This window comes from Thermocrinis albus DSM 14484 (genome assembly GCF_000025605.1).
Classification (GTDB): Bacteria; Aquificota; Aquificia; order Aquificales; family Aquificaceae; genus Thermocrinis; species Thermocrinis albus.
The window spans coordinates 144,119-162,597 of sequence record NC_013894.1 but is presented as its reverse complement, the minus strand read 5'-3'; the positions used below and the strand labels follow the sequence as shown (position 1 = coordinate 162,597).

The 18,479-nt window shown below is 49.7% G+C and carries 19 protein-coding genes; 8 read left to right on the top strand and 11 right to left on the bottom strand.

From position 1 onward, the window contains the following. Window positions 1–7: 7 nt before the first annotated feature. The 5 genes from rpsR to THAL_RS00840 form a co-directional block, all read right to left on the bottom strand. A complete protein-coding gene (rpsR, locus tag THAL_RS00860) occupies window positions 8–223 on the bottom strand; it encodes a 30S ribosomal protein S18 (RefSeq protein ID WP_012991217.1) in 216 nt (71 codons plus the stop codon). 104 nt (window positions 224–327) lie between these two features. Further along, the gene (gene ssb / locus THAL_RS00855; protein WP_012991216.1) at window positions 328–747 is read right to left on the bottom strand and encodes a single-stranded DNA-binding protein; all 420 of its coding nucleotides are present in this window, start codon (window positions 745–747) and stop codon (window positions 328–330) included. Further along, a complete protein-coding gene (gene rpsF / locus THAL_RS00850) occupies window positions 737–1,075 on the bottom strand; it encodes a 30S ribosomal protein S6 (protein ID WP_012991215.1) in 339 nt (112 codons plus the stop codon). Before rpsF ends, ssb begins: the two co-directional genes overlap by 11 nt. 69 nt (window positions 1,076–1,144) lie before the next feature. Continuing rightward, entirely contained in the window at window positions 1,145–1,804 is a 660-nt protein-coding gene (locus THAL_RS08160) for an energy transducer TonB (RefSeq protein ID WP_012991214.1), read from the bottom strand. Between the two features lie 2 nt (window positions 1,805–1,806). Beyond that, complete coding sequence (locus THAL_RS00840) at window positions 1,807–3,801, bottom strand: TonB-dependent receptor (RefSeq protein WP_012991213.1); 1,995 nt, start codon at window positions 3,799–3,801, stop codon at window positions 1,807–1,809. 99 nt (window positions 3,802–3,900) lie between these two features. Between THAL_RS00840 and THAL_RS00835 the strand changes: the two genes are divergently transcribed. Beyond that, entirely contained in the window at window positions 3,901–4,677 is a 777-nt protein-coding gene (locus tag THAL_RS00835) for a ribonuclease HIII (RefSeq protein ID WP_012991212.1), read from the top strand. On the opposite strand, the gene speE is transcribed toward THAL_RS00835, so the two are convergent. Then, on the bottom strand, window positions 4,665–5,507 hold the full coding sequence (speE, locus tag THAL_RS00830; RefSeq protein ID WP_012991211.1) for a polyamine aminopropyltransferase: 843 nt from the start codon (window positions 5,505–5,507) through the stop codon (window positions 4,665–4,667). The genes THAL_RS00835 and speE overlap by 13 nt on opposite strands. A gap of 58 nt (window positions 5,508–5,565) precedes the next feature. Between speE and trpB the strand changes: the two genes are divergently transcribed. From trpB to miaA, 3 genes are read left to right on the top strand one after another with little or no spacing between them, the layout of a single operon-like run. After that, on the top strand, window positions 5,566–6,762 hold the full coding sequence (gene trpB, locus THAL_RS00825) for a tryptophan synthase subunit beta (RefSeq protein ID WP_012991210.1): 1,197 nt from the start codon (window positions 5,566–5,568) through the stop codon (window positions 6,760–6,762). After that, window positions 6,746–7,312 carry a thiamine phosphate synthase gene (thiE, locus tag THAL_RS08550; protein WP_012991209.1) on the top strand — a complete coding sequence of 189 codons (567 nt, stop codon included), beginning with the start codon at window positions 6,746–6,748 and terminating at the stop codon, window positions 7,310–7,312. The genes trpB and thiE overlap by 17 nt, the downstream gene beginning before the upstream one ends. Beyond that, entirely contained in the window at window positions 7,309–8,250 is a 942-nt protein-coding gene (miaA, locus tag THAL_RS00815) for a tRNA (adenosine(37)-N6)-dimethylallyltransferase MiaA (protein WP_012991208.1), read from the top strand. Before thiE ends, miaA begins: the two co-directional genes overlap by 4 nt. On the opposite strand, the gene THAL_RS00810 is transcribed toward miaA, so the two are convergent. After that, on the bottom strand, window positions 8,183–8,719 hold the full coding sequence (locus THAL_RS00810) for an NTPase (RefSeq protein WP_012991207.1): 537 nt from the start codon (window positions 8,717–8,719) through the stop codon (window positions 8,183–8,185). The genes miaA and THAL_RS00810 overlap by 68 nt on opposite strands. Further along, the gene (gene carB, locus THAL_RS00805) at window positions 8,716–10,314 is read right to left on the bottom strand and encodes a carbamoyl-phosphate synthase large subunit (protein ID WP_012991206.1); all 1,599 of its coding nucleotides are present in this window, start codon (window positions 10,312–10,314) and stop codon (window positions 8,716–8,718) included. Before carB ends, THAL_RS00810 begins: the two co-directional genes overlap by 4 nt. A gap of 26 nt (window positions 10,315–10,340) precedes the next feature. Here carB and THAL_RS00800 point away from each other — a divergent pair, with 26 nt between their 5' ends. Together THAL_RS00800 and THAL_RS00795 are read left to right on the top strand one after the other, a co-directional pair. After that, window positions 10,341–11,861 carry a bifunctional ADP-dependent NAD(P)H-hydrate dehydratase/NAD(P)H-hydrate epimerase gene (locus THAL_RS00800; protein WP_012991205.1) on the top strand — a complete coding sequence of 507 codons (1,521 nt, stop codon included), beginning with the start codon at window positions 10,341–10,343 and terminating at the stop codon, window positions 11,859–11,861. Continuing rightward, window positions 11,824–12,276 carry a murein hydrolase activator EnvC family protein gene (locus tag THAL_RS00795; RefSeq protein ID WP_012991204.1) on the top strand — a complete coding sequence of 151 codons (453 nt, stop codon included), beginning with the start codon at window positions 11,824–11,826 and terminating at the stop codon, window positions 12,274–12,276. Before THAL_RS00800 ends, THAL_RS00795 begins: the two co-directional genes overlap by 38 nt. Here THAL_RS00795 and THAL_RS00790 read toward each other — a convergent pair. Both THAL_RS00790 and THAL_RS00785 read right to left on the bottom strand, forming a co-directional pair. Then, window positions 12,237–13,757 (bottom strand): tRNA nucleotidyltransferase/poly(A) polymerase-related protein, encoded by a 1,521-nt coding sequence (locus tag THAL_RS00790; protein WP_012991203.1) that lies wholly within the window; start codon window positions 13,755–13,757, stop codon window positions 12,237–12,239. The genes THAL_RS00795 and THAL_RS00790 overlap by 40 nt on opposite strands. A gap of 1 nt (window position 13,758) precedes the next feature. Continuing rightward, window positions 13,759–15,201 (bottom strand): RtcB family protein, encoded by a 1,443-nt coding sequence (locus tag THAL_RS00785; RefSeq protein WP_012991202.1) that lies wholly within the window; start codon window positions 15,199–15,201, stop codon window positions 13,759–13,761. A gap of 58 nt (window positions 15,202–15,259) precedes the next feature. Here THAL_RS00785 and argF point away from each other — a divergent pair, with 58 nt between their 5' ends. Further along, window positions 15,260–16,174, top strand: coding sequence for an ornithine carbamoyltransferase (gene argF, locus THAL_RS00780; protein WP_012991201.1), 915 nt, complete (start codon window positions 15,260–15,262; stop codon window positions 16,172–16,174). On the opposite strand, the gene glmS is transcribed toward argF, so the two are convergent. Beyond that, window positions 16,161–17,939: a glutamine--fructose-6-phosphate transaminase (isomerizing) gene (gene glmS, locus THAL_RS00775; protein WP_012991200.1), complete on the bottom strand. Its 1,779-nt coding sequence runs from the start codon at window positions 17,937–17,939 to the stop codon at window positions 16,161–16,163. The genes argF and glmS overlap by 14 nt on opposite strands. A gap of 21 nt (window positions 17,940–17,960) precedes the next feature. On the opposite strand from glmS, the gene yihA reads away from it, so the two are divergent. Further along, on the top strand, window positions 17,961–18,476 hold the full coding sequence (gene yihA / locus THAL_RS00770) for a ribosome biogenesis GTP-binding protein YihA/YsxC (protein ID WP_012991199.1): 516 nt from the start codon (window positions 17,961–17,963) through the stop codon (window positions 18,474–18,476). Window positions 18,477–18,479 lie beyond the last annotated feature (3 nt).

The following is an 18,479-nucleotide window of genomic DNA, read 5'->3' as shown; positions in this document are numbered from 1 at the left end:
AACCTCCTTACATCACCACATAGGGAAGTAAGGCCAGCTGTCTGGCCCTCTTTATTTCACGAGCCAGTATACGCTGATGTTTGGCACAGAGATTGTTCTGCCTCCTGCCTATGATCTTACCCCTTTCGGAGAGAAACTGAGCCAGCTCCTGGTAGTTTTTGTAGCTGGGATCCTTCTTTTGGTCACAGAAGTAACACACCTTCTTACTCTTCTTCACCTCCATGGTTCCCTCTTTCTACCGGAGTTAGTATCTCCGGTGCCGGGCTATTTGTATCCCGCCACAAAAGGAACATCCCGAACCCGGCAGGCGGTAATGGGATGCTCCCGTTAAAAGGGTATCTCATCATCTTGGGACATGAAAGGTGTGTCTGTCCCCGCCATGTCTTCTTCAGGCACACTCTCTTCCTCTACAGGACCTTCAATACGTGGTTTTCTGAGGATACGAACCGTCTCTGCCACTATCCTCACCTTGCTCCTAGGGTTTCCTTCTTTGTCCTGCCACTTCTCTTGAGCCAGCCTTCCCTCTACCACCACCGTGTAACCTTTGAAGAGTTTGACGGAGAGCTTTTCGGCCAGTTTGCCGTAAGCCTTCACATCAAAAAAATGGGACTCCTCCCTTACCTGATCTTCCACCTGGTACCTTCTGCTCCAGACTATAGAGAACTCCAAAAGTTGTGTACCCGAAGGAAGATACCTTATCTGGGGATCCCTCACGAGAGTACCTATGATGATGACTTTATTGAGCATGAGCTTTCTCCGTTTGTCTCTTTACCTTGATGTTGAGCCACCTTATCACATCATCGTTGATCTTGTAGAAGAAGTCCAGTTCGTTGGGTAGCTCCGGATTTTCGGATCTTATCAAAAAGAGGTAGTACCTACCGTGCTGGAACCTGTTTATGGGATAGGCAAGCTGCTTTAGGCCCCAGTCTTGCTCCTCAAGGATCTGGCCACCCTTCTTGGTGATGAACTCTCTCACTTCCTGGAGACGTCTTTGCACCTCCTCCTCGCTGAGGGTAGGTTTGAAAACCACCACACTCTCGTAATGTCTTACCGTCTCGTAGTACCTTCTCGCCATAACACACCTCCTGGTCTGGTTTCCCAGGTCCCCACCCTTAGGGTGGGAACGAGGCCTACTTATTATAACTTATTCTAAACGGAAGGCCACAGGTAAAAGAATAACCACTTTTATACCCGGCTTAGGGAAAAAAGAGTGGGCTCTTTCTACAGCCTCTAAGGCTGCCTGATCCAGCAGCTGGTAACCGGAACTTTTCTGTATTGTCAGGTCAAGAAGCTTGCCTTCCTTGTCCAGCACTATCCTCAGGATGACCTTACCCTCCCATCCCATCCTCTTGGCTAAAGGTGGGTAAGAGAGGTATCTGGCCACAGCATCCCTTACCAGCTGACCGTAGTTCTTAAGATACTCCTCTCCAGCCTCTTCGGGGGAAAAAACCCTCTTGGGTGGCTCCTCTGCCACACTCTCACTTTTGGATGCTTCCTTCTCTGTTACTGCTGCGGCAGGTGTTTGATTTCCTTGGGATACCTGAAACTCCTTTTGGGCGGAGGGAGTTTGGTGGTCGCTTTTTACCGAAGAGGGGGTCAGACTTCTTACTGAGGATCTCCTTTCTTTATGGGCACTTTTTGGAAAGGCTTTTGCGGGAGCCGAGACCTGCTGAAGGTCTGTCAAGTTTACCAAAAGCACCCTCCCCTCCGGAGCGGTCTGAGGAAGGGGAGGGGTGAGGTGAAGATGGACAAGCACGAGGGCATGGGCCACAGCACTCAATAAAAGGGCACCTCGTGAAATCATGGTTAGAAAGTGTAGTTGGCACTCACGTAAAAGGTCCTTCCAGGTTCCGGTACCTTAACACCTGCTTTGAAGGGATTTCTCAGATAAGAGAGATAGTCATAGTACTTTTTGTCAAAGAGGTTATCCACACCCGCCGTTAAGGTAAGTCCTCTGTAACTGCCACCTACTTTTACGTTCACCACGCCGTAGCCGGAGGTTCTCTGTTCCTTCAAATCTGTGTCCACCCTGTACTGGGTGGCGGATAGAATGGTTTCCACCTCTCCGAAGTACATACCTGTGTCGTACCTAAGGGACAGTCTTACCCTGGCGGGTGGAATCTCGGCCACTCGGGAGCTAAGTATGTTCTTGCTGGGATCGGTTTCCTTCCTTGCTTGTACGTAAGAGAGTCCACCGTAGAAGAAGATTTTGTCGGTGAGAGCCACACGGTTCTCTAGTTCTCCGCCAAAGAAGTAGGCATCCACATTGGTGTAGGACATAGCACTTTTAATGGGCCCTACCACTTTGTGAAGGGTTATGTAATCTTGCACGTAGCTGTAAAAGAGGGTGAGCTTAGAGTGTATCCTGCCGTTGTTGTAGCGTATACCTAAATCTACCTGGGTGTTACGGGAAGGTTTAAGTTCAGGGTTGCCCACCCAGTCTGGGGCGTTCATCCTCTTCAGAGCAAAGTATCTTTCCTGTGGATCGGGTACTCTTACCGCATGACCTACACCTAAGAAGAGCTCCCATTGAGGTGAGAAGGTGTAAAAGAGCTGTACGTTGCCGGAGGGGTACGTGTCAGTTTTGGAGGTGCTGGTAGTATTTTTGTAGGTTTTGTAGAGGTTGATGTTGGCTTTTGACCCATCTGCCTCTGTCTTGGTGGTGTCAAGACGAAGCCCCACCACCGCCCTGAGTTTGGGAGTTACACTCTTTCTGTACTCACCGTAAATACCTAAGTTCTTTACATCCACGTCGGGAACTATGTACTGGGTGTCCATACCCATGTAATTGACGGCATCCCAGTTTCTTTTGTAGGCCTCCAAGCCTACCAGAAGAGAACCAAAGGATGCCTCTAACCTACCACCGTAGGTTTTTGTTTGGGCATCAGTAGCCATGGACCAGAGGTTACTGCCGGCGGATGTTCTGTACCTGTCGTCCATCCAGTGATCCACCTTGTTGTAGTAGAACTGAAATCTCAGGTCTTTCAAGGTATCGGATATGTTATCTATACGGTAGCCTATGTTAAACCTGTCTGTTTTGTCGTAGATGGCATCCATCATGAGGTACGGATACAGAACGTGTCTTGCATCTTGCTTGGTGTAAGATAGTTCCAGGGAGTGTTTTTCCACAGGTTTAAAGCCCATCTTAATCCAGTAGGTGTTTATCTCAAAGGCTTTAGAGTTCATGAACTGAGGTTTGTAATTGGTGTATTCAGTAAACTTCTTACCATCTCCGTCTTTGTAGGGTTTGGAGTACTTGTAAGAGTATCCTGCAAGACCGAAGAACCTATCGTCCGCGTAGGATATAACTGGAGAGAGGTTTATGAAGTTAAAGGAACCTGCGCTGGCGTTGAGTTGAAGGTGAAAGCCTTTCTCGGGTTCTTTGGTAATAATCTCAATGAGACCAGCCATAGATCCTTGATTTCTAACATCGTAGGGACCCTTTATGACTTCTATTTTCTTCACCTCAGAGAAATCTACATGGAAGGCGGGAGGATCCATCCTGTTGGGACACGCTCCGTAAATCCTAACACCGTCTATCAGGACGTTGATGTTATCCCTGTAAAAGCCTCTGAGAACGGGATCGTTGGCTATCCCTCCCTTTCTTATCTTCCAAATACCTTCCAGTTTTTGGACAGCTTCTCCCACGTCTTTGGCAGAACTTTCCCTTACCTCCCTTATTTCTAGGCTGTCTTGGAAGTGAGTTTTCTTGGCCCTCACCTCCAGTTCCTTAAGGAGAATCTCCTGGGCTTGACCCAGCGAGTAGAGAGCGAGGGTAAGTAGAAACACTCTCCCTTTCATGTTAAACCTCCTCCTAGATTTTGCATAATTTTAACACAAGATTAACAAAAGATGACAAAGATCACCTTAACATGGACCTGAGGATGCATTTTCTGTAGTATGAACCTGACCCTTAAGATACCGGAGGAACTGTCGGAGGATCTGCTGTCTTATCTGAGGGGTTTTGGTCTAAAGGAAGCATGGGTGAGAGGCGCTGTTTGGTCTTTGCAAGGTGAAGGTGTCAAAGTTTCCTACTTTCCCAGCGGGGTAGTGCTGATACAGGGCAAGGGGGCGGAAAGGATAAGGGACCTTCTCCTCGAGAAATTGGGGGGTTTAGAGGGTCCTGTTGTGGGTTGTGATGAGTCGGGCAAGGGGGACGTTTTCGGGCCTTTGGTGGTGTGCTGTGCTGTGGTCAAACCGGAGAACTATCTAAAGCTGGTACAGGTAGCTCCCAGAGATGGAAAATCCCTTACACCCCAGCAGATAGCCAAAAAATTTTCCTTGATGCAAGATCTGGTGGATATAAGGTGTAGAATAATGCCACCGGAGGAGCTCAACGCCTTGTACAAGGACATGCCCAACATGAACAGGGTGCTAACCTACCTTTACAAAGAGTTACTAAAAGAGGTCCCCTGCCAGTATCCTATAGTGGTGGATGCCTATGCCTCCCGTAACCCTTTCGGACCTAAGGTCACCTTTGTTCCAAAAGGAGAGAAGAACATAGCGGTTGCCTGTGCCTCCATAGCTGCCAGATATCACTTCCTCCAATGGCTACAACGGGAAGGTTTACCTGCCGGAAGCTCTGCTAAAGCTATGCAAGAAGCCCACCGTATACTGAGGGAGGATCCTGAGAGAGCCAGAAGGACCATTAAACTCTTCTTCCTTCAGAAAGAGTAATCACCATTCAGAATTCTCTGGTAAAAGCTTTCGGGAAGGAAGGCATACCTATGCATGTCAGCACTGTAAAGTTTTGTGGAAACGGTAACTTCTCTGGAAGGTTCTCGTACAGGGTACTTCTTGGAGGCTATGGACATAGTCCACCAGTAGCCTGCGTAACCTGGTATGACGGCCGTGTAGAGATCCACTATGGGGAAAACCTTCCGTAGAGCCTTCTGTACTCTCCTCACTATCTCCACGTGGTAATGTATGGATTCTGTCTGACCTACGTATATACCGTCCTCCTTAAGGGCTCTGTACACGTACTTGAAGAACTCTTCGGTGGTAAGCACGTGAGCGAAGCCTACTGGGTCCGTAGAGTCCACTATTATCACGTCAAACTCACCTTCGTAATCCTGTATGTACTTGTAGCCGTCTTCGTTGATGACTATAGCCCTAGGATCGTCAAAACTGCACGCCATGGTGGGAAGGAACTTTTTGGACACCTCTATCACCTCCTTGTCTATGTCTACCAGAACCGCCCTCTTCACCTCAGGATGTTTGAGAACTTCCCTCAGAACGCCACCATCACCACCTCCTATGATGAGGACATCTTGGGGATTGGGGTGCGCGTAAAGGGGTACGTGGGCCATGAATTCGTGATAGATGAACTCAAACCGTTCGTCACACTGAGCTACACCGTCCAGTATCAACACCTTTCCAAAGTGGGGGGACTCCACCACCATGATTTCCTGATAGGGGCTCTTGCCATGGTAAAGGACTTTAGACACAGGATAGCAGTGTCTTATGGGTGCGTAAGGATCCCTCTCCATAAAGAACACGTCCGTCATGCCAAACCACCTCTTGCCTTTTTGGTGTCATATATTAACACGGTTATAATGAGAGATTATGAAGAAACTTCCCGATGAGAGAGGATACTTCGGTGAGTTTGGTGGAAGGTTTGTTCCAGAAACCCTCATGTACGCTCTGGAGCAGCTGGAAGAAGCCTACACAAAGGTAAAAGAAGATCCCACCTTCTGGCAGGAGCTGGAAAACTACCTTCATCACTACGCAGGAAGACCTACACCCCTTTACTTGGCTGAGAATCTAACCCGTTACGCAGGTGGTGCCAAGATCTACATAAAGAGAGAGGATCTTCTCCACACGGGAGCCCACAAAATCAACAACACCTTAGGTCAGGTACTCCTCACCAAAAGGATGGGTAAGAAAAGGGTCATAGCGGAGACAGGTGCGGGACAACACGGTGTTGCCACCGCTACAGCCTGTGCCCTTATGGGTCTTGAGTGTGTCATCTACATGGGCGAGGAGGACGCTCAGAGACAGAGACTTAACCTCTTCAGAATGGAGCTTTTGGGTGCCAAGGTACACATAGTGAGGAGTGGTAGCAGGACCCTCAAGGACGCTATAAACGAAGCTCTCAGAGACTGGGTCACCAACGTGGATACCACCCACTACGTGATAGGATCCGTGGTGGGTCCTCATCCCTTTCCCATGATGGTGAGAGATTTTCAGAGTGTGATAGGTAAAGAAGTAAAGGAGCAGATCTTACGTGCGGAAGGAAGGCTTCCCGATGCTGTGGTGGCCTGTGTGGGTGGTGGCTCCAACGCTATGGGTATCTTTTACCCCTTCGTAGAACATCCGGAAGTCAAACTGATAGGTGTAGAAGCAGGTGGTATGGGTCTCCATACGGGCCAACATGCAGCATCTATAAACGGTGGCTCCGTGGGTGTTCTTCATGGTATGAAATCTTACTTCCTGCAGGACGAGGAAGGCCAGATACTACCCACCCATTCCGTGTCGGCGGGACTAGACTATCCCGGAGTAGGGCCAGAACACGCCTACCTTTTTCAATCAGGTAGGGCCATATACCTCACAGCCACTGATGAGGAAGCACTGGAGGGCTTTAAGCTTCTGGCCAGACTGGAGGGTATAATACCCGCTCTTGAGCCTGCTCACGCCGTTCTGAAAACAGTAGAGATAGCAAGGGAGATAGGGAAAGGTGGCATCGTGGTTCTAAACCTCTCCGGGAGAGGTGATAAGGACATACAGCACGTTATCGAGCTTTTGCATGGCTCAGCTACCTAGACTTTACGCCATCACCGACAGTAAACTCTATGGTGACAGATGGGAGGAGATTTTACTGCGCCTCATGGAAAGGGGTGTGAGAATGATCCAGTTGAGGGAGAAGGATATCTCAGCATCTCAGTACTATCAAAAAGCCCTAAAAGTGCGCGAGATAACGGCACGCTACGGTGCTCTCCTTTTTATAAACGACAGGGTAGACATCGCCATGGCCGTGGAGGCAGATGGTGTTCATCTACCCTCTTCTGGACTTCCACCTTCGGTGGTCAAAAAACTCAGCCCAAAGCTCCTGGTAGGTTTCTCTGCCCATAACATGGAGGAAGCCCTTCAAGCGGAGAGGGAGGGAGCTGACTTTATAACCCTCAGTCCCATATTCCCCACCAGGTCCCATCCCAACGCAGAGCCTGTTGGTCTTAAAACTTTAGCGGAAGTGTCCAGAGCTGTTTCCATACCTGTTTACGCTCTTGGTGGTGTTACGTGGGACAAACTGAAGCTGTGTTATAAGAACGGAGCCTACGGAGTTGCAGGCATAAGCCTATTCTTGGAAGAATGATTCTGGTGGTTGCAGGTCCCACCGCTAGCGGAAAGTCGGAACTGTGTTGCCTTCTTGCCAAAAGACTGAACACCGAAATAATAAGTGCCGATTCCATGGCGGTATACAGAGGTATGGACATAGGGACAGCTAAGCCCGTGCAGTGTATGAAAGAGATAAAACACCACTTGGTGGATGAAGTGGATCCCGGTGTGGTGTTTGACGCTCGTATGTTTGAAGAGAGGGCGCTGCGCGCAGTGGAAGATCTTCTAAGGAGAAAGAAGATACCTCTGGTGTGTGGTGGGTCCTACCTTTACCTGCAGGTGCTTCTGTACGGTATAGAGGACACACCTCCACCTGATTGGAAACTGAGGGAAAGGCTGTACCTTATAGCCAGGCGTAGAGGAAATCTCTGGCTTTACCAAAAGCTGCTGGTGGTGGATCCCCTCTACGCCGGTAAGATATCCCCCAATGATCTGAGGAGGGTGGTGAGAGCTCTGGAGGTCTTCTTGCAAACAGGAAGGCCCTTCTCCTCCTTTCACAGATGGTCCAGTCCACGCTTTCAATGTTTGTGCTTTTATCTGAAGCGTAGCAGAAGCGTTCTGGCAGAGAGGATAGCTCAACGTGCCCAGCTGATGATACAGCAGGGACTGGTGGAGGAGGTAAGAAGGTTGATGCAGATGGGTCTAGAAAACTTTTTGACCTCTCAGCAAGCTATAGGTTACAAGGAGCTTATCCCTTACCTGAAGGGGGAGATAACTCTGTCGGATGCGGTAAACAACATCATCAGAAACACTCTCCAGTATGCCAAAAGACAGATGAGGTGGTTTTCAAAACAAGGTTGGATAGAGGTAGACATGGATGCTCTTGGAACAGAAGGGGCATTGAGTTTTATCTTAGAGAAGTTAAAAGAAGCTGGAATATATCCTGATGTATCCGCTCACGGTTCTCAAGGGTGAGTTCTATAAGAACAGCACCTTTGAGCCTCCTTATCTCCTTCACAAGAGGATGCACATCCCTTATGGGAATGGTGACCACCACCCTTTTGGTGGGATCATGGAGTATCTGTCTTACCAGCTCTCTGAAAGGTCTTGAAAAGAGCTCCATCTTACCCACTTCGTCTATGACAACCACCTTATCCTTTTCGGCCTTTATGGCCTCCTCCAGAACCGGAAGAGCAACCTTTTCAAAGCGTTCCACGTTAACGCCGTAAGAACCCACCAGATGGCGCGACGTGAAGAACTTGGATGCAAAGACAACCTCCTGTCCTTGTGTGTTTATCACCTTAAACCCTGTTCTTTTTCCTGTCTTTTTATCCCTTATCTCCTCCGTCCAGAATCCTACCGCTCTGTCTCCCAACATTTGGACCAGTTTTTTAACGAGGGTGGTTTTACCGACACCCGGTTCTCCCGTTATGACTATCTTCATGGAAAAATGTCCTGAAGGGCACGCACCGTCAGTTTACCACCGGAGTTCTTGTAACACCTTATAGCCTCCAACATAGCGTAGCCACCCCTCACGGTGGTGGTATAGGGTACAGAGTACTGCACCACAGCCCTTCTGATGTAATAAGCGTCGGTTCTAGCGCGCTTTCCTGTAGGTGTGTTGATGACGAGAGATATCTGCCCGTTTTTGATCATGTCCACTACGTGAGGTCTTCCCTCGGAGACTTTTAGGACATGTTTCACCTCCAGACCCTTCTCCTTCATGTATTGGTAGGTGCCCGATGTGGCCAGCACCTCAAAACCCAGTTCTAGAAAGCCTTTCACCAAATCCACCGCCTTAGGTTTGTCCTTGTCGGCCACACTGACAAACACACTCCCCTCCGTCGGTAGTCTGTTACCGACAGCCAGCTGAGCTTTGTAAAAGGCCAGACCAAACACAGTGTCTATGCCCATCACCTCACCCGTACTCTTCATCTCAGGACCCAGTACAGGATCCACTTCGGGAAAGCGGTTCCAAGGGAAGACCACCTCCTTCACACAGTAAAGGTTCCAGTCAGAGGGTAAAAAGTCGCTGCACGGATGAACATTACCTTCTTCTAATCTCCTAAAGACCTCAGGAACCAGCTCCCTCAACTTTCTCCCTATGGACACCTTGGCAGCCAGCTTGGCGAGAGGGTAGCCTATGGCCTTACTGACAAAGGGAACGGTACGGGAAGCCCTTGGGTTTACCTCCAGTACGTATACCTCACCGTCTTTCACCGCAAACTGAAGGTTTATGAGACCTACCACTCCGAGACTTCTGGCTATTTCCTTAGACTGACGCTTTATCTCCTCCACCACGTCAGAAGGTAACGTGTAGGGGGGTATAGAGGCTGCACTGTCTCCGGAGTGTACACCAGCCTCCTCTATGTGCTCCATGACGGCACCCACCAGAAAGTCCTCACCGTCACCAATAGCGTCCACATCCACCTCAACGCTGTCGGACAGATAAGCGTCTATAAGGATGGGTCTCTGATAGCTTACTTCCACAGCTTCCTCCAGATAGGTGACTAACTCTTCCCTGTCGTAGATGATCCTCATAGCCCTGCCACCCAGAACGTAGGAAGGTCTTACCAAAACAGGGTAGCCTATAGCTTCTGCCACCCTAATGGCCTCTTCCTTGGATCTCACCGCCTCACTGGGAGGTTGGCGTAGTCCCAGTTTCTGTATGAGCCGACGAAAGAGCTCTCTGTCCTCGGCTATGTCTATACTCTCAGGAGGAGTTCCCAGTATAGTTACACCAGCATCCCTCAACGGGAGGGATAGTTTTAGGGGGGTTTGTCCCCCAAACTGAATCAGTACACCGTCAGGTTTCTCCCTCCTTATGACTTCCAGGACGTTCTCTAAAACTACAGGTTCGAAGTACAAACGGTCCGCTGTGTCGTAATCGGTAGAAACCGTCTCAGGGTTACAGTTGATCATTATGGTCTGAACACCTTCCTCCCTCAGGGAGAATATGGCCTGAACGCAGGCGTAGTCAAACTCTATACCCTGACCTATCCTATTGGGTCCGCTTCCGAGAATGACCACCTTCTTCATGCCAGTCTCAGTTATTATAAGCTCTTATGAAGGTTCTGAAGGCTCACGAAATGGCACAGGCCGACAGAGAGGGTGGTATACCTTCCCTGGTACTTATGGAGAGGGCAGGGTTGGGTGTGTGCAGAGTCATAAGGGAGTACTTTAGGGACGTCAGGAAGGTACTGGTGTTGGTGGGAAAAGGCAACAACGGTGGTGATGGTCTGGTGGTGGCGCGCCAGCTCCACCTTTGGGGGTATAAGGTGGATTACTTTATGGTGCAGGGAGAGGATCTTAAGGGTGATGCCCTCACCCAGCTTAATATCCTCAAAACCATAGGTCTTGAGCCCTTACATCAAAAACCTTTCTTAGGAGACTACCATCTTGTGGTAGACGCCATCTTTGGAACGGGTTTTGTACCTCCCGTAAAGGATCCTAAAGTGGCCGACATCATAAAGGAACTCAACGATAGCGGGGCAGCAGTGCTTTCGGTGGATATTCCTTCGGGACTTTGGGCAGACAGTGGCCTTATCTTTGAACCTTCTGTAAAGGCCAGTGCCACCGTCACCTTTCAGTATCCCAAACTGTGTCACATCCTTCATCCTGCTGCCAAAAGGTGTGGACAACTCTACGTGGTGGACATAGGCATACCACCCCATACGGTAGATAAGGTACAGAGAGAACTGCTCCTGAAGGTGAGTGTTCCCGTTAGGGAAAAGGATGTCCACAAAGGTAAGATGGGGCATGTTCTCCTCTTGGGGGGTAGCTTGGGTAAACTGGGTGCGATAATCATGGCGGCAAGAGCCGCCACACGGGCAGGTGCCGGTCTGGTAACGGTGGGAGTACCTAAAAGTCTTTGCACCACGGTACACTCCCAACTTACAGAAGAGATGTGCCTGCCCCTTATGGGAGAAGAGAGGATTTCCTCCTCTTCCTCTCATATTCTAAGAGAGCATCTTGGAAGGTTCTCCGCCGTGGGTGTAGGCATGGGTATGGATAGGTACGAGGACGGTATCAAGCTGGTGAAGTTCCTCATAGAAGAGGTGAAGGTACCCCTCCTTCTGGACGCTGACGGTATCAACAACGTGGCGGATGGGAAACTCCTTCCGGCCCTCAGAGAAAGGGAGAATCCTGTGGTCCTTACACCCCATGTAGGTGAGATGGAGAGACTCACATCCCTTCCTAAGGAAACCATACTGGGTAGTATGGTGGATGTGGCGGTGGACTTTGCGGTAGAAAACCGATGTTACCTTGTTCTTAAGTCTTCGCGCACCGTCATAGCCACTCCCGAAGGGAGGGTTTACATCTCCACCAGAGGGACACCTGCCATGGCAAAGGGTGGTACAGGTGACGTTCTGGCAGGCGTACTGACAGCACTTTTGGGTAGAGGACTGCCTACAGAAGAGGCCTTAAAGGTGGGAGTTTTTCTTCATGGGCTCGCGGGAGAGCTGGCAGAAAGGAAGCTGCACACGGAAAGCGTGACACCCTCTTACCTCATAGAGTGTATACCATCAGCCTACAGGATGCTGGAAGATGGGGGCTTTGATCCTCCTTTTGTTGATCTTTATTGAAGCCTGCAGTGTCCTGCAGGTGGAGATAAGGGACAGACCCACAAGGCCTAAAACAACCCACAGAGAAGAGTACCAGGTTTTAAGGGTCGCCATGCCTGTTTATGGAAGTGTGATGCGGGATGAGAGGGGTGTTTTTATAAAAACCAACTGCGGTGAGTTTTTCCGTAGTGTGCAAGAAGGTACTGTCCTGTACGCAGGCAGCGATCTTAAAACCTACGGAGAGGTTCTTGTGGTAAACCACGGAGATTTTATGACCGTTTACAAGTACGGGAGAAACCTTCTGGTGAGGAAAGGGGAGAGGATCAGAAAGGGGCAGGTTCTGGGCCAGGTAGGAAGGTGGCGTGGGCAATGCGGTATAGGCTTTGAGGTAAGAGATCAGGAGGGTTCACCCATCAGGTTTGAGTTCCTAAGGTAGTTTTTTACAAAATCTATCGCCTCCTCACGGGTGGACACTTTACCCTCCAACTGAGCCTCCTCCAGCGCTCTCTTTATTTCACCCACCAGCGGACCGGGTGGTATGGAGAGCAACTCCATTATGTCATGACCGGTAAGCAGAGGTTTTATCGGTTTAGTTTTACTGCGCATCGCGAAATGGGTAAGATCGTGGATGGTGTCCATAAGGTGATGTAGCTCCTCTTCACTGTCGTGGGAAGCTCTCGCGTCCGCTATGGAATGAAGGAAAAGCCACGGTGCTATGTGACCACACTCCTTCCAGAACTTACCCCTTCCCCTGTCGGTGAGTTCTCCCTTCTTTAGGGACTCTTTCAGATAAAACACCCTCAGGTGATAGGTCACAAGATCGGCCACAAAGCGCGTAAGATCTTCTCCCCATCTGTAAGCTTTACCGTACTCCTTCACCAAAAGGGCACCTAACTGGTCGTGTTGATAGAAAGTGGGTTTGCCATCCTTCATCTGGAAGGTGTGAGGTTTTGCTATGTCGTGAAAGATGGCAGCCAACTTCAGAGCGGCAAGGTCAGAGAACTCTCCCAGAAACTTTTTACTCCCTATCTGGCTCAGAAGTTCGGCATGCAGGAACTTCTCTTTTTCTTCCACCACTTTGTCCATCTCTTCCCAAAGGAGATCCATGTGCTTCTCTAAGGAGTAATGGGAGGTGGTGACCTCCTTCCATCTGGCTATATCGGGAAACAGCTCCTGGAGTAGTCCAAGCCGATACATCTCCCTTAGAGCACGCGCACTGTTAGGGAGTTCCAGAATACGCAACAGTTCCACCGTTATCCTTTCGGGAGATGCCTTCCGTATTATGTGTTTTTTACGGAGGACAAACTGGTAAAAATCCTCAGTGAGCTCAAGATCTTTCTCCACACTCAGCCTCACACCCCTGAGGATTCTGACAGGATCTTCCTCAAGATTCTTGATGGAGACCGGTCTCAGAACACCCATCTCCAGATCTTCTACACCGTGAGCGGGATCGTAGATGATAGTTTGTTTGGCTCCTATACTGAGAACGTCGTCCAAACTCACCGCCATAGCGTTGGCGGTGAAGTCTCTGGAAAGGAGATCCTCCACCAGAGCTTTCTCTATGTCCTTACCCTTTATCTGGGAAAAATCAAACCTGTACCTGTAAGGAGGAATCTCCAAGATGACGGTGGCCACCGTCGGCCTTCTGAGAAGTCCCTTCTTTTCAAACTCAAAGTAGGTGCCTCCTATAGCCTCTGCCAGATCTTTGGCTATCTTACGTGGGTCACACGTGACGAGAAGATCTACGTCTATCTTGTATCCTACCGGCTCACCCAGAAGTCTGTCTCTCACCCATCCACCTACCACGAAACAGAGCTCATCTCTGGGAAGAAGACGGGCTATATCGTCAAAGTAAGACATGTAGAAGTTAAGACCGTGAGCTGTGTGCTTTATACCCTTCTCAAACACTATATCCATGCTATCCTTTGAGGGTACCCAGTGGGCGCATACGGGCTACCAGTTTGGCTATGCCCAGCTCATGAACCACCCTTACCACCTCACTAACGTCCTTGTAGGCCTGAGGTATCTCTTCCGCTATAGTACCCTTACCTTTGGCCACCACCACTAGACCCTCCAGTACCTTTTCCAACCCTTCTCTGCGTACCAACTCCTTGGCTTTGGAACGGGACATGAGCCTCCCCGCCCCGTGACAGGCACTGCCGAAGCTCATCTCCATGCTCCTTTCCTGACCTACCAGAAGGAAAGAGTACCTTCCTACATCTCCGGGTATGAGAACAGGTTGACCTATACTTCTGTAGGCAGGAGGTACCTCACCGTGGAAGGGTGGAAAAGCTCTCGTAGCCCCTTTTCTGTGCACCACCAGCTCCATAACTTTACCGTTTACCCTATGCTTTTCCACTTTTCCTATGTTGTGAGCAAGATCGTATATGAGTCGGTAGCCTAGATCTTCCCAAGATAGACCAAAGAACCTTCTCACCGTGTCCGCCGTCAGGTAACCTAGTATCTGTCTGTTGGCGAAGGCATAGTTGGCCGCAGCTTTCATAGCACCAAAGTAAGACTGCCCTTCAGGTGAGCTAAAGGGCATACAGGCCAACTGCATGTCGGGAAGACTTATACCGTACTTGGCCAAGCTGTCCTTTGCCACCTTTAGGTAGTCCACGCACACCTGATGACCCAGTCCTCTGGAACCTGAGTGCACCATTATGGTCACCTGTCCCTCGTAGAGACCTAAGGTTTCCGATATCTCCTCGTCGTATATTTCATCTACCACCTGTATCTCCACAAAATGGTTACCTGAGCCTACCGTACCCAGCTCACCACTTCCCCTCTCGTAAGCGGTGTTGGATACCTTACTGGGATCAGCACCAGGTAGAGCACCCTCCGACTCTATATGCTGAAGGTCTTCCTCGAAACCGAATCCTCTCTCCACAGCCCATCTTGCCCCCTTTACCAGCACCTCCGCCAGTTCCTTCTTGGAAAGCTTGAGTTTACCTGTGGAACCTACTCCCGCAGGTACGTTCCTGAGGATCTCTTGCATAAGTTTTTCCCTAACAGGATACACTTTGTCGGCGGTAAGGGAGGTGGCTATAAGTCTGACCCCACAGTTTATATCGTATCCTATGGAACCGGGACTTATGATCCCCTCCTTGGTATCGGTGGCCATAACACCACCTACCGGGAAACCGTAGCCTACGTGAACATCTGGCATAACGTATATAGCCTTCACCACACCCGGTAATGTGGCGGCGTTGGCAGCCTGCCTTATGGCATCCTCTTCCAGCAGCTCCAGAAGTCTCTCGCTGAGGTAAAAGTATACAGGTACTTTCTGGCCCTGAACTGTTCCCTCCGGTAGAAGGTACACGTAGGGACTCTTTTTCTGGAGCGCTTCCTTGAGGCTCATAACAAAAATAAATATATGCTAGTCTGTACTCTGCCGGTGGTGGCGTATAATATTAAAAATGAGGAACTTCATAGATCTGTGGGATATAACACCCGAAGAGGGATGGGAGCTTCTGCAAAGTGCGGAGAGCTTCAAAAGGGGTCAAGAGAGCCAGAAATACCTGGAAGGTAAACATATAGGGCTCATCTTTACAAAACCTTCCACAAGAACCCGTGTGTCCTTTGAGGTGGCCATCAGCTCCCTCGGTGGTCATCCCGTCTTTATGATGGAAAACAGTCTTCAGATCTCAAGAGGAGAGGACATAAAGGACACGGCCCGTACTCTATCACGGTATCTGGACTGTGTGGTGATAAGGACAGACTCCCATGAGAAACTGAAAGAGTTCGCCCTTCATTCCTCCGTACCTGTGGTGAACGCTCTGACCGATATGTCCCATCCCTGTCAGATACTAAGTGATATCTTCACTCTCTACGAAGTTTTTGGTGAAGAGATAACCTCCATCAAGATAGCTTATGTGGGAGATGGTAACAACGTTTGTAACACCTGGTTGGTGGGAGCCGGTCTGTTTGGTCTTAAGCTATTTGTGGCCACACCAGAGGGTTACGAACCTTCCTCCTACTACTACCAGGCGGGAGAGGATCTATGCAGAATAACGGGAGGTAGCATATACCTAACTCCCAATCCCGTAGAGGCTGTGAAGGACGCGCACGTTGTCTACACGGACGTATGGGTCAGTATGAACCAGGAAAGGGATGAGGAGAAGATAAAGGTGCTAAGGTCCTATCAGGTGAACAAGGAGCTGTTGTCTTATGCTAGACCGGACGTAAAGGTGATGCACTGTCTACCTGCCAGAAAGGGGGAGGAGATAACGGAGGAGGTGTTCGAAGCCTTTGCCGATTTCATATTCACTCAAGCAGAAAACCGTCTACATACTCAGAAGGCTCTACTAAAGTTCCTACTCACTCAACGGTAACAGTTTTGGCTAGGTTTCTGGGCTGATCCACGTCCAGACCTAGGTAATCCGCTATGTAGTAAGCCATGAGTTGTAGGGGTACCACCGTCAGGAAAGGTGTGAGATCCTCCTCCACTGCCGGTACAGGTATAAAGTGTAGGGAGAGTTTCTCCAGCTGCTTGTCTCCCTCAAAACCTACACTGATCACCTTACCTTTCCTTGCCAGAACTTCCTCTATGTTGGAGATGACCTTTTCGTAAACCCTGTCGTGGGGAGCCACCACCACCACCGGCATACTGTCATCTATAAGGGCTATAGGTCCATGCTTCATCTCACCGGCAGGTAAACCCTCTGCGTGGATGTATGATATCTCTTTCAGTTTGAGGGCTCCTTCCATGGCCACCGGATAGCTGAGATACCTTCCCAAGTAAAGCACACTCTTGACATGGGCGTATTTGAGGGCTATCTCCCTCACGTAGTTGGCCTCTGCCAGAACCTTCTCCACCAGAGAAGGTATACGCATGAGAGACTGCATGAGTCTGTCTTTGTCCGGGCTGTGTATGGCAGCGAGACTGTAGAGGACCGTAAGCTGAGCCAAGAAAGTTTTGGTGGCTGCCACACCTATCTCCGGTCCCGCATGAGTGTAAAGAGTGTAATCAGACTCCCTACTGAGAGCACTACCTACCACGTTCACCACCGACACTAAGGTGGCACCCTTCTCTTTAGCACTGAGGGCAGAAAATCTGGTATCCGCCGTTTCCCCAGACTGAGATATAGCTATCACCAAATCTTCCGGACCAACCGGAGTGTCGGAGTATCTAAACTCCGAAGCGTAGGCCACCTCCACCGGGATCTGGGCGTACTTTTCTATCCAGTACTTGGCGATGAGTCCAGCGTGGTAAGAAGTGCCACAGGCGGTTATGATAACTCTTCTGAAGTCTTTCAGGGAAAAGGGAAGAGAGTAGTCCCGTGAAACAAAACCGCTCAGAGTATCTCCTATGACCCGTGGTCCCTCAAAGATCTCCTTCAGCATAAAGTGCTTAAAGCCTGCCTTTTCGGCAGAAACTATATCCCACGTAACTGTTATGGGATCTTTTACCCTTACGTTACCCTCCGTATCGTATATGACCACACCTTCAGGTGTTACGTCCACCACTTCACCGTCGTCAAGGGGTATCACCTTCCTGGTTAAAGGAAGAAGGGCAGGAATGTCGGAAGCTATCATGTTACCATCCTCTCCCAAACCCACCACCAGCGGACTGCCGTACCTTACGGCCACTATCCTGTTGGGTTCCTTGGTGGTGATGACGGCAAAAGCGTAAGCACCCTTCAGGTAAGGAAGAGTGGACATTACAGCTTGCAAAAGATCACCCTTGTAGTGGAGGGACACTAAGTGTACTATAGCCTCCGTATCCGTTTCTGACTTATACTCCACACCTTTGGACCGCAGAAACTCCTTCAGTTCCATGTAGTTCTCTATGATGCCGTTGTGGACAAGGGCAAACTCACCTGTAAAGTCGATGTGAGGATGAGCGTTCAGTTCACACACACCTCCGTGAGTGGCCCAGCGAGTATGACCTATGCCTGTTGTGCCCTCCAGGGTCTTGCCCCACAGACTGCGCACCAGCTCCCTTATCTTTCCTACCTTTTTCTCCACAAAGAGCTTACCCTTCTCTATTATGGCAACACCCGATGAGTCGTATCCCCTATACTCCAACCTTTCGAGAGCCTCAAGAAGTATCAGAAGAGCGCTGCTTCTTCCCGTGTATCCCACTATACCGCACATGCACGGATATTATAAAACTTTATGGAGGAGTGGTTGGACAAACCCCACGTGGTGCTGGTGGGAAGGTCCAACGTAGGTAAGTCTTCCCTCATCAACATGCTGTTGGGTAAAAAGGTGGTGGCGGTAAGTAAGGATCCAGGAAGAACAAGAAGGGTGACCTTCATACCCTTTGGTGAAAAGGTGTACCTGGTAGATGTTCCAGGTTACGGTTATGCCCGTGTGTCCCACAGAGAAAGGGAAGCTTGGAGACGGATGATGGAGGAGTATTTTTCCCGTTATGGAGAGCTCATAAAGTGGGTTTTTCTCCTCATAGATTCCCGAGTAGGTGTGACACCTTTGGATGTCCAAATGATAGAATGGCTCCATTACAGGAAACTTCCCTACAAGGTGGTCCTCACAAAGGTGGATGCAGCAACTCAGGACGAGATATCCTCCGCCATCAAGTCGGTGAGAAAACACACCACTGTGGAGATCCTCTTCACTTCCTCACGGGAGGGAAAGGGAAAGAAGGAGCTTCTTCAGTACTGCCTTGACTGAACT

Excerpts from the sequence above, each read along its gene's own strand:
- rpsR (WP_012991217.1), bottom strand. The coding sequence starts at position 223 with ATGGAGGTGAAGAAGAGTAAGAAGGTGTGTTACTTCTGTGACCAAAAG.
- ssb (WP_012991216.1), bottom strand. The coding sequence starts at position 747 with ATGCTCAATAAAGTCATCATCATAGGTACTCTCGTGAGGGATCCCCAG.
- rpsF (WP_012991215.1), bottom strand. The coding sequence starts at position 1,075 with ATGGCGAGAAGGTACTACGAGACGGTAAGACATTACGAGAGTGTGGTG.
- THAL_RS08160 (WP_012991214.1), bottom strand. The coding sequence starts at position 1,804 with ATGATTTCACGAGGTGCCCTTTTATTGAGTGCTGTGGCCCATGCCCTC.
- THAL_RS00840 (WP_012991213.1), bottom strand. The coding sequence starts at position 3,801 with ATGAAAGGGAGAGTGTTTCTACTTACCCTCGCTCTCTACTCGCTGGGT.
- THAL_RS00835 (WP_012991212.1), top strand. The coding sequence starts at position 3,901 with ATGAACCTGACCCTTAAGATACCGGAGGAACTGTCGGAGGATCTGCTG.
- speE (WP_012991211.1), bottom strand. The coding sequence starts at position 5,507 with ATGACGGACGTGTTCTTTATGGAGAGGGATCCTTACGCACCCATAAGA.
- trpB (WP_012991210.1), top strand. The coding sequence starts at position 5,566 with ATGAAGAAACTTCCCGATGAGAGAGGATACTTCGGTGAGTTTGGTGGA.
- thiE (WP_012991209.1), top strand. The coding sequence starts at position 6,746 with ATGGCTCAGCTACCTAGACTTTACGCCATCACCGACAGTAAACTCTAT.
- miaA (WP_012991208.1), top strand. The coding sequence starts at position 7,309 with ATGATTCTGGTGGTTGCAGGTCCCACCGCTAGCGGAAAGTCGGAACTG.
- THAL_RS00810 (WP_012991207.1), bottom strand. The coding sequence starts at position 8,719 with ATGAAGATAGTCATAACGGGAGAACCGGGTGTCGGTAAAACCACCCTC.
- carB (WP_012991206.1), bottom strand. The coding sequence starts at position 10,314 with ATGAAGAAGGTGGTCATTCTCGGAAGCGGACCCAATAGGATAGGTCAG.
- THAL_RS00800 (WP_012991205.1), top strand. The coding sequence starts at position 10,341 with ATGAAGGTTCTGAAGGCTCACGAAATGGCACAGGCCGACAGAGAGGGT.
- THAL_RS00795 (WP_012991204.1), top strand. The coding sequence starts at position 11,824 with ATGGGGGCTTTGATCCTCCTTTTGTTGATCTTTATTGAAGCCTGCAGT.
- THAL_RS00790 (WP_012991203.1), bottom strand. The coding sequence starts at position 13,757 with ATGGATATAGTGTTTGAGAAGGGTATAAAGCACACAGCTCACGGTCTT.
- THAL_RS00785 (WP_012991202.1), bottom strand. The coding sequence starts at position 15,201 with ATGAGCCTCAAGGAAGCGCTCCAGAAAAAGAGTCCCTACGTGTACCTT.
- argF (WP_012991201.1), top strand. The coding sequence starts at position 15,260 with ATGAGGAACTTCATAGATCTGTGGGATATAACACCCGAAGAGGGATGG.
- glmS (WP_012991200.1), bottom strand. The coding sequence starts at position 17,939 with ATGTGCGGTATAGTGGGATACACGGGAAGAAGCAGCGCTCTTCTGATA.
- yihA (WP_012991199.1), top strand. The coding sequence starts at position 17,961 with ATGGAGGAGTGGTTGGACAAACCCCACGTGGTGCTGGTGGGAAGGTCC.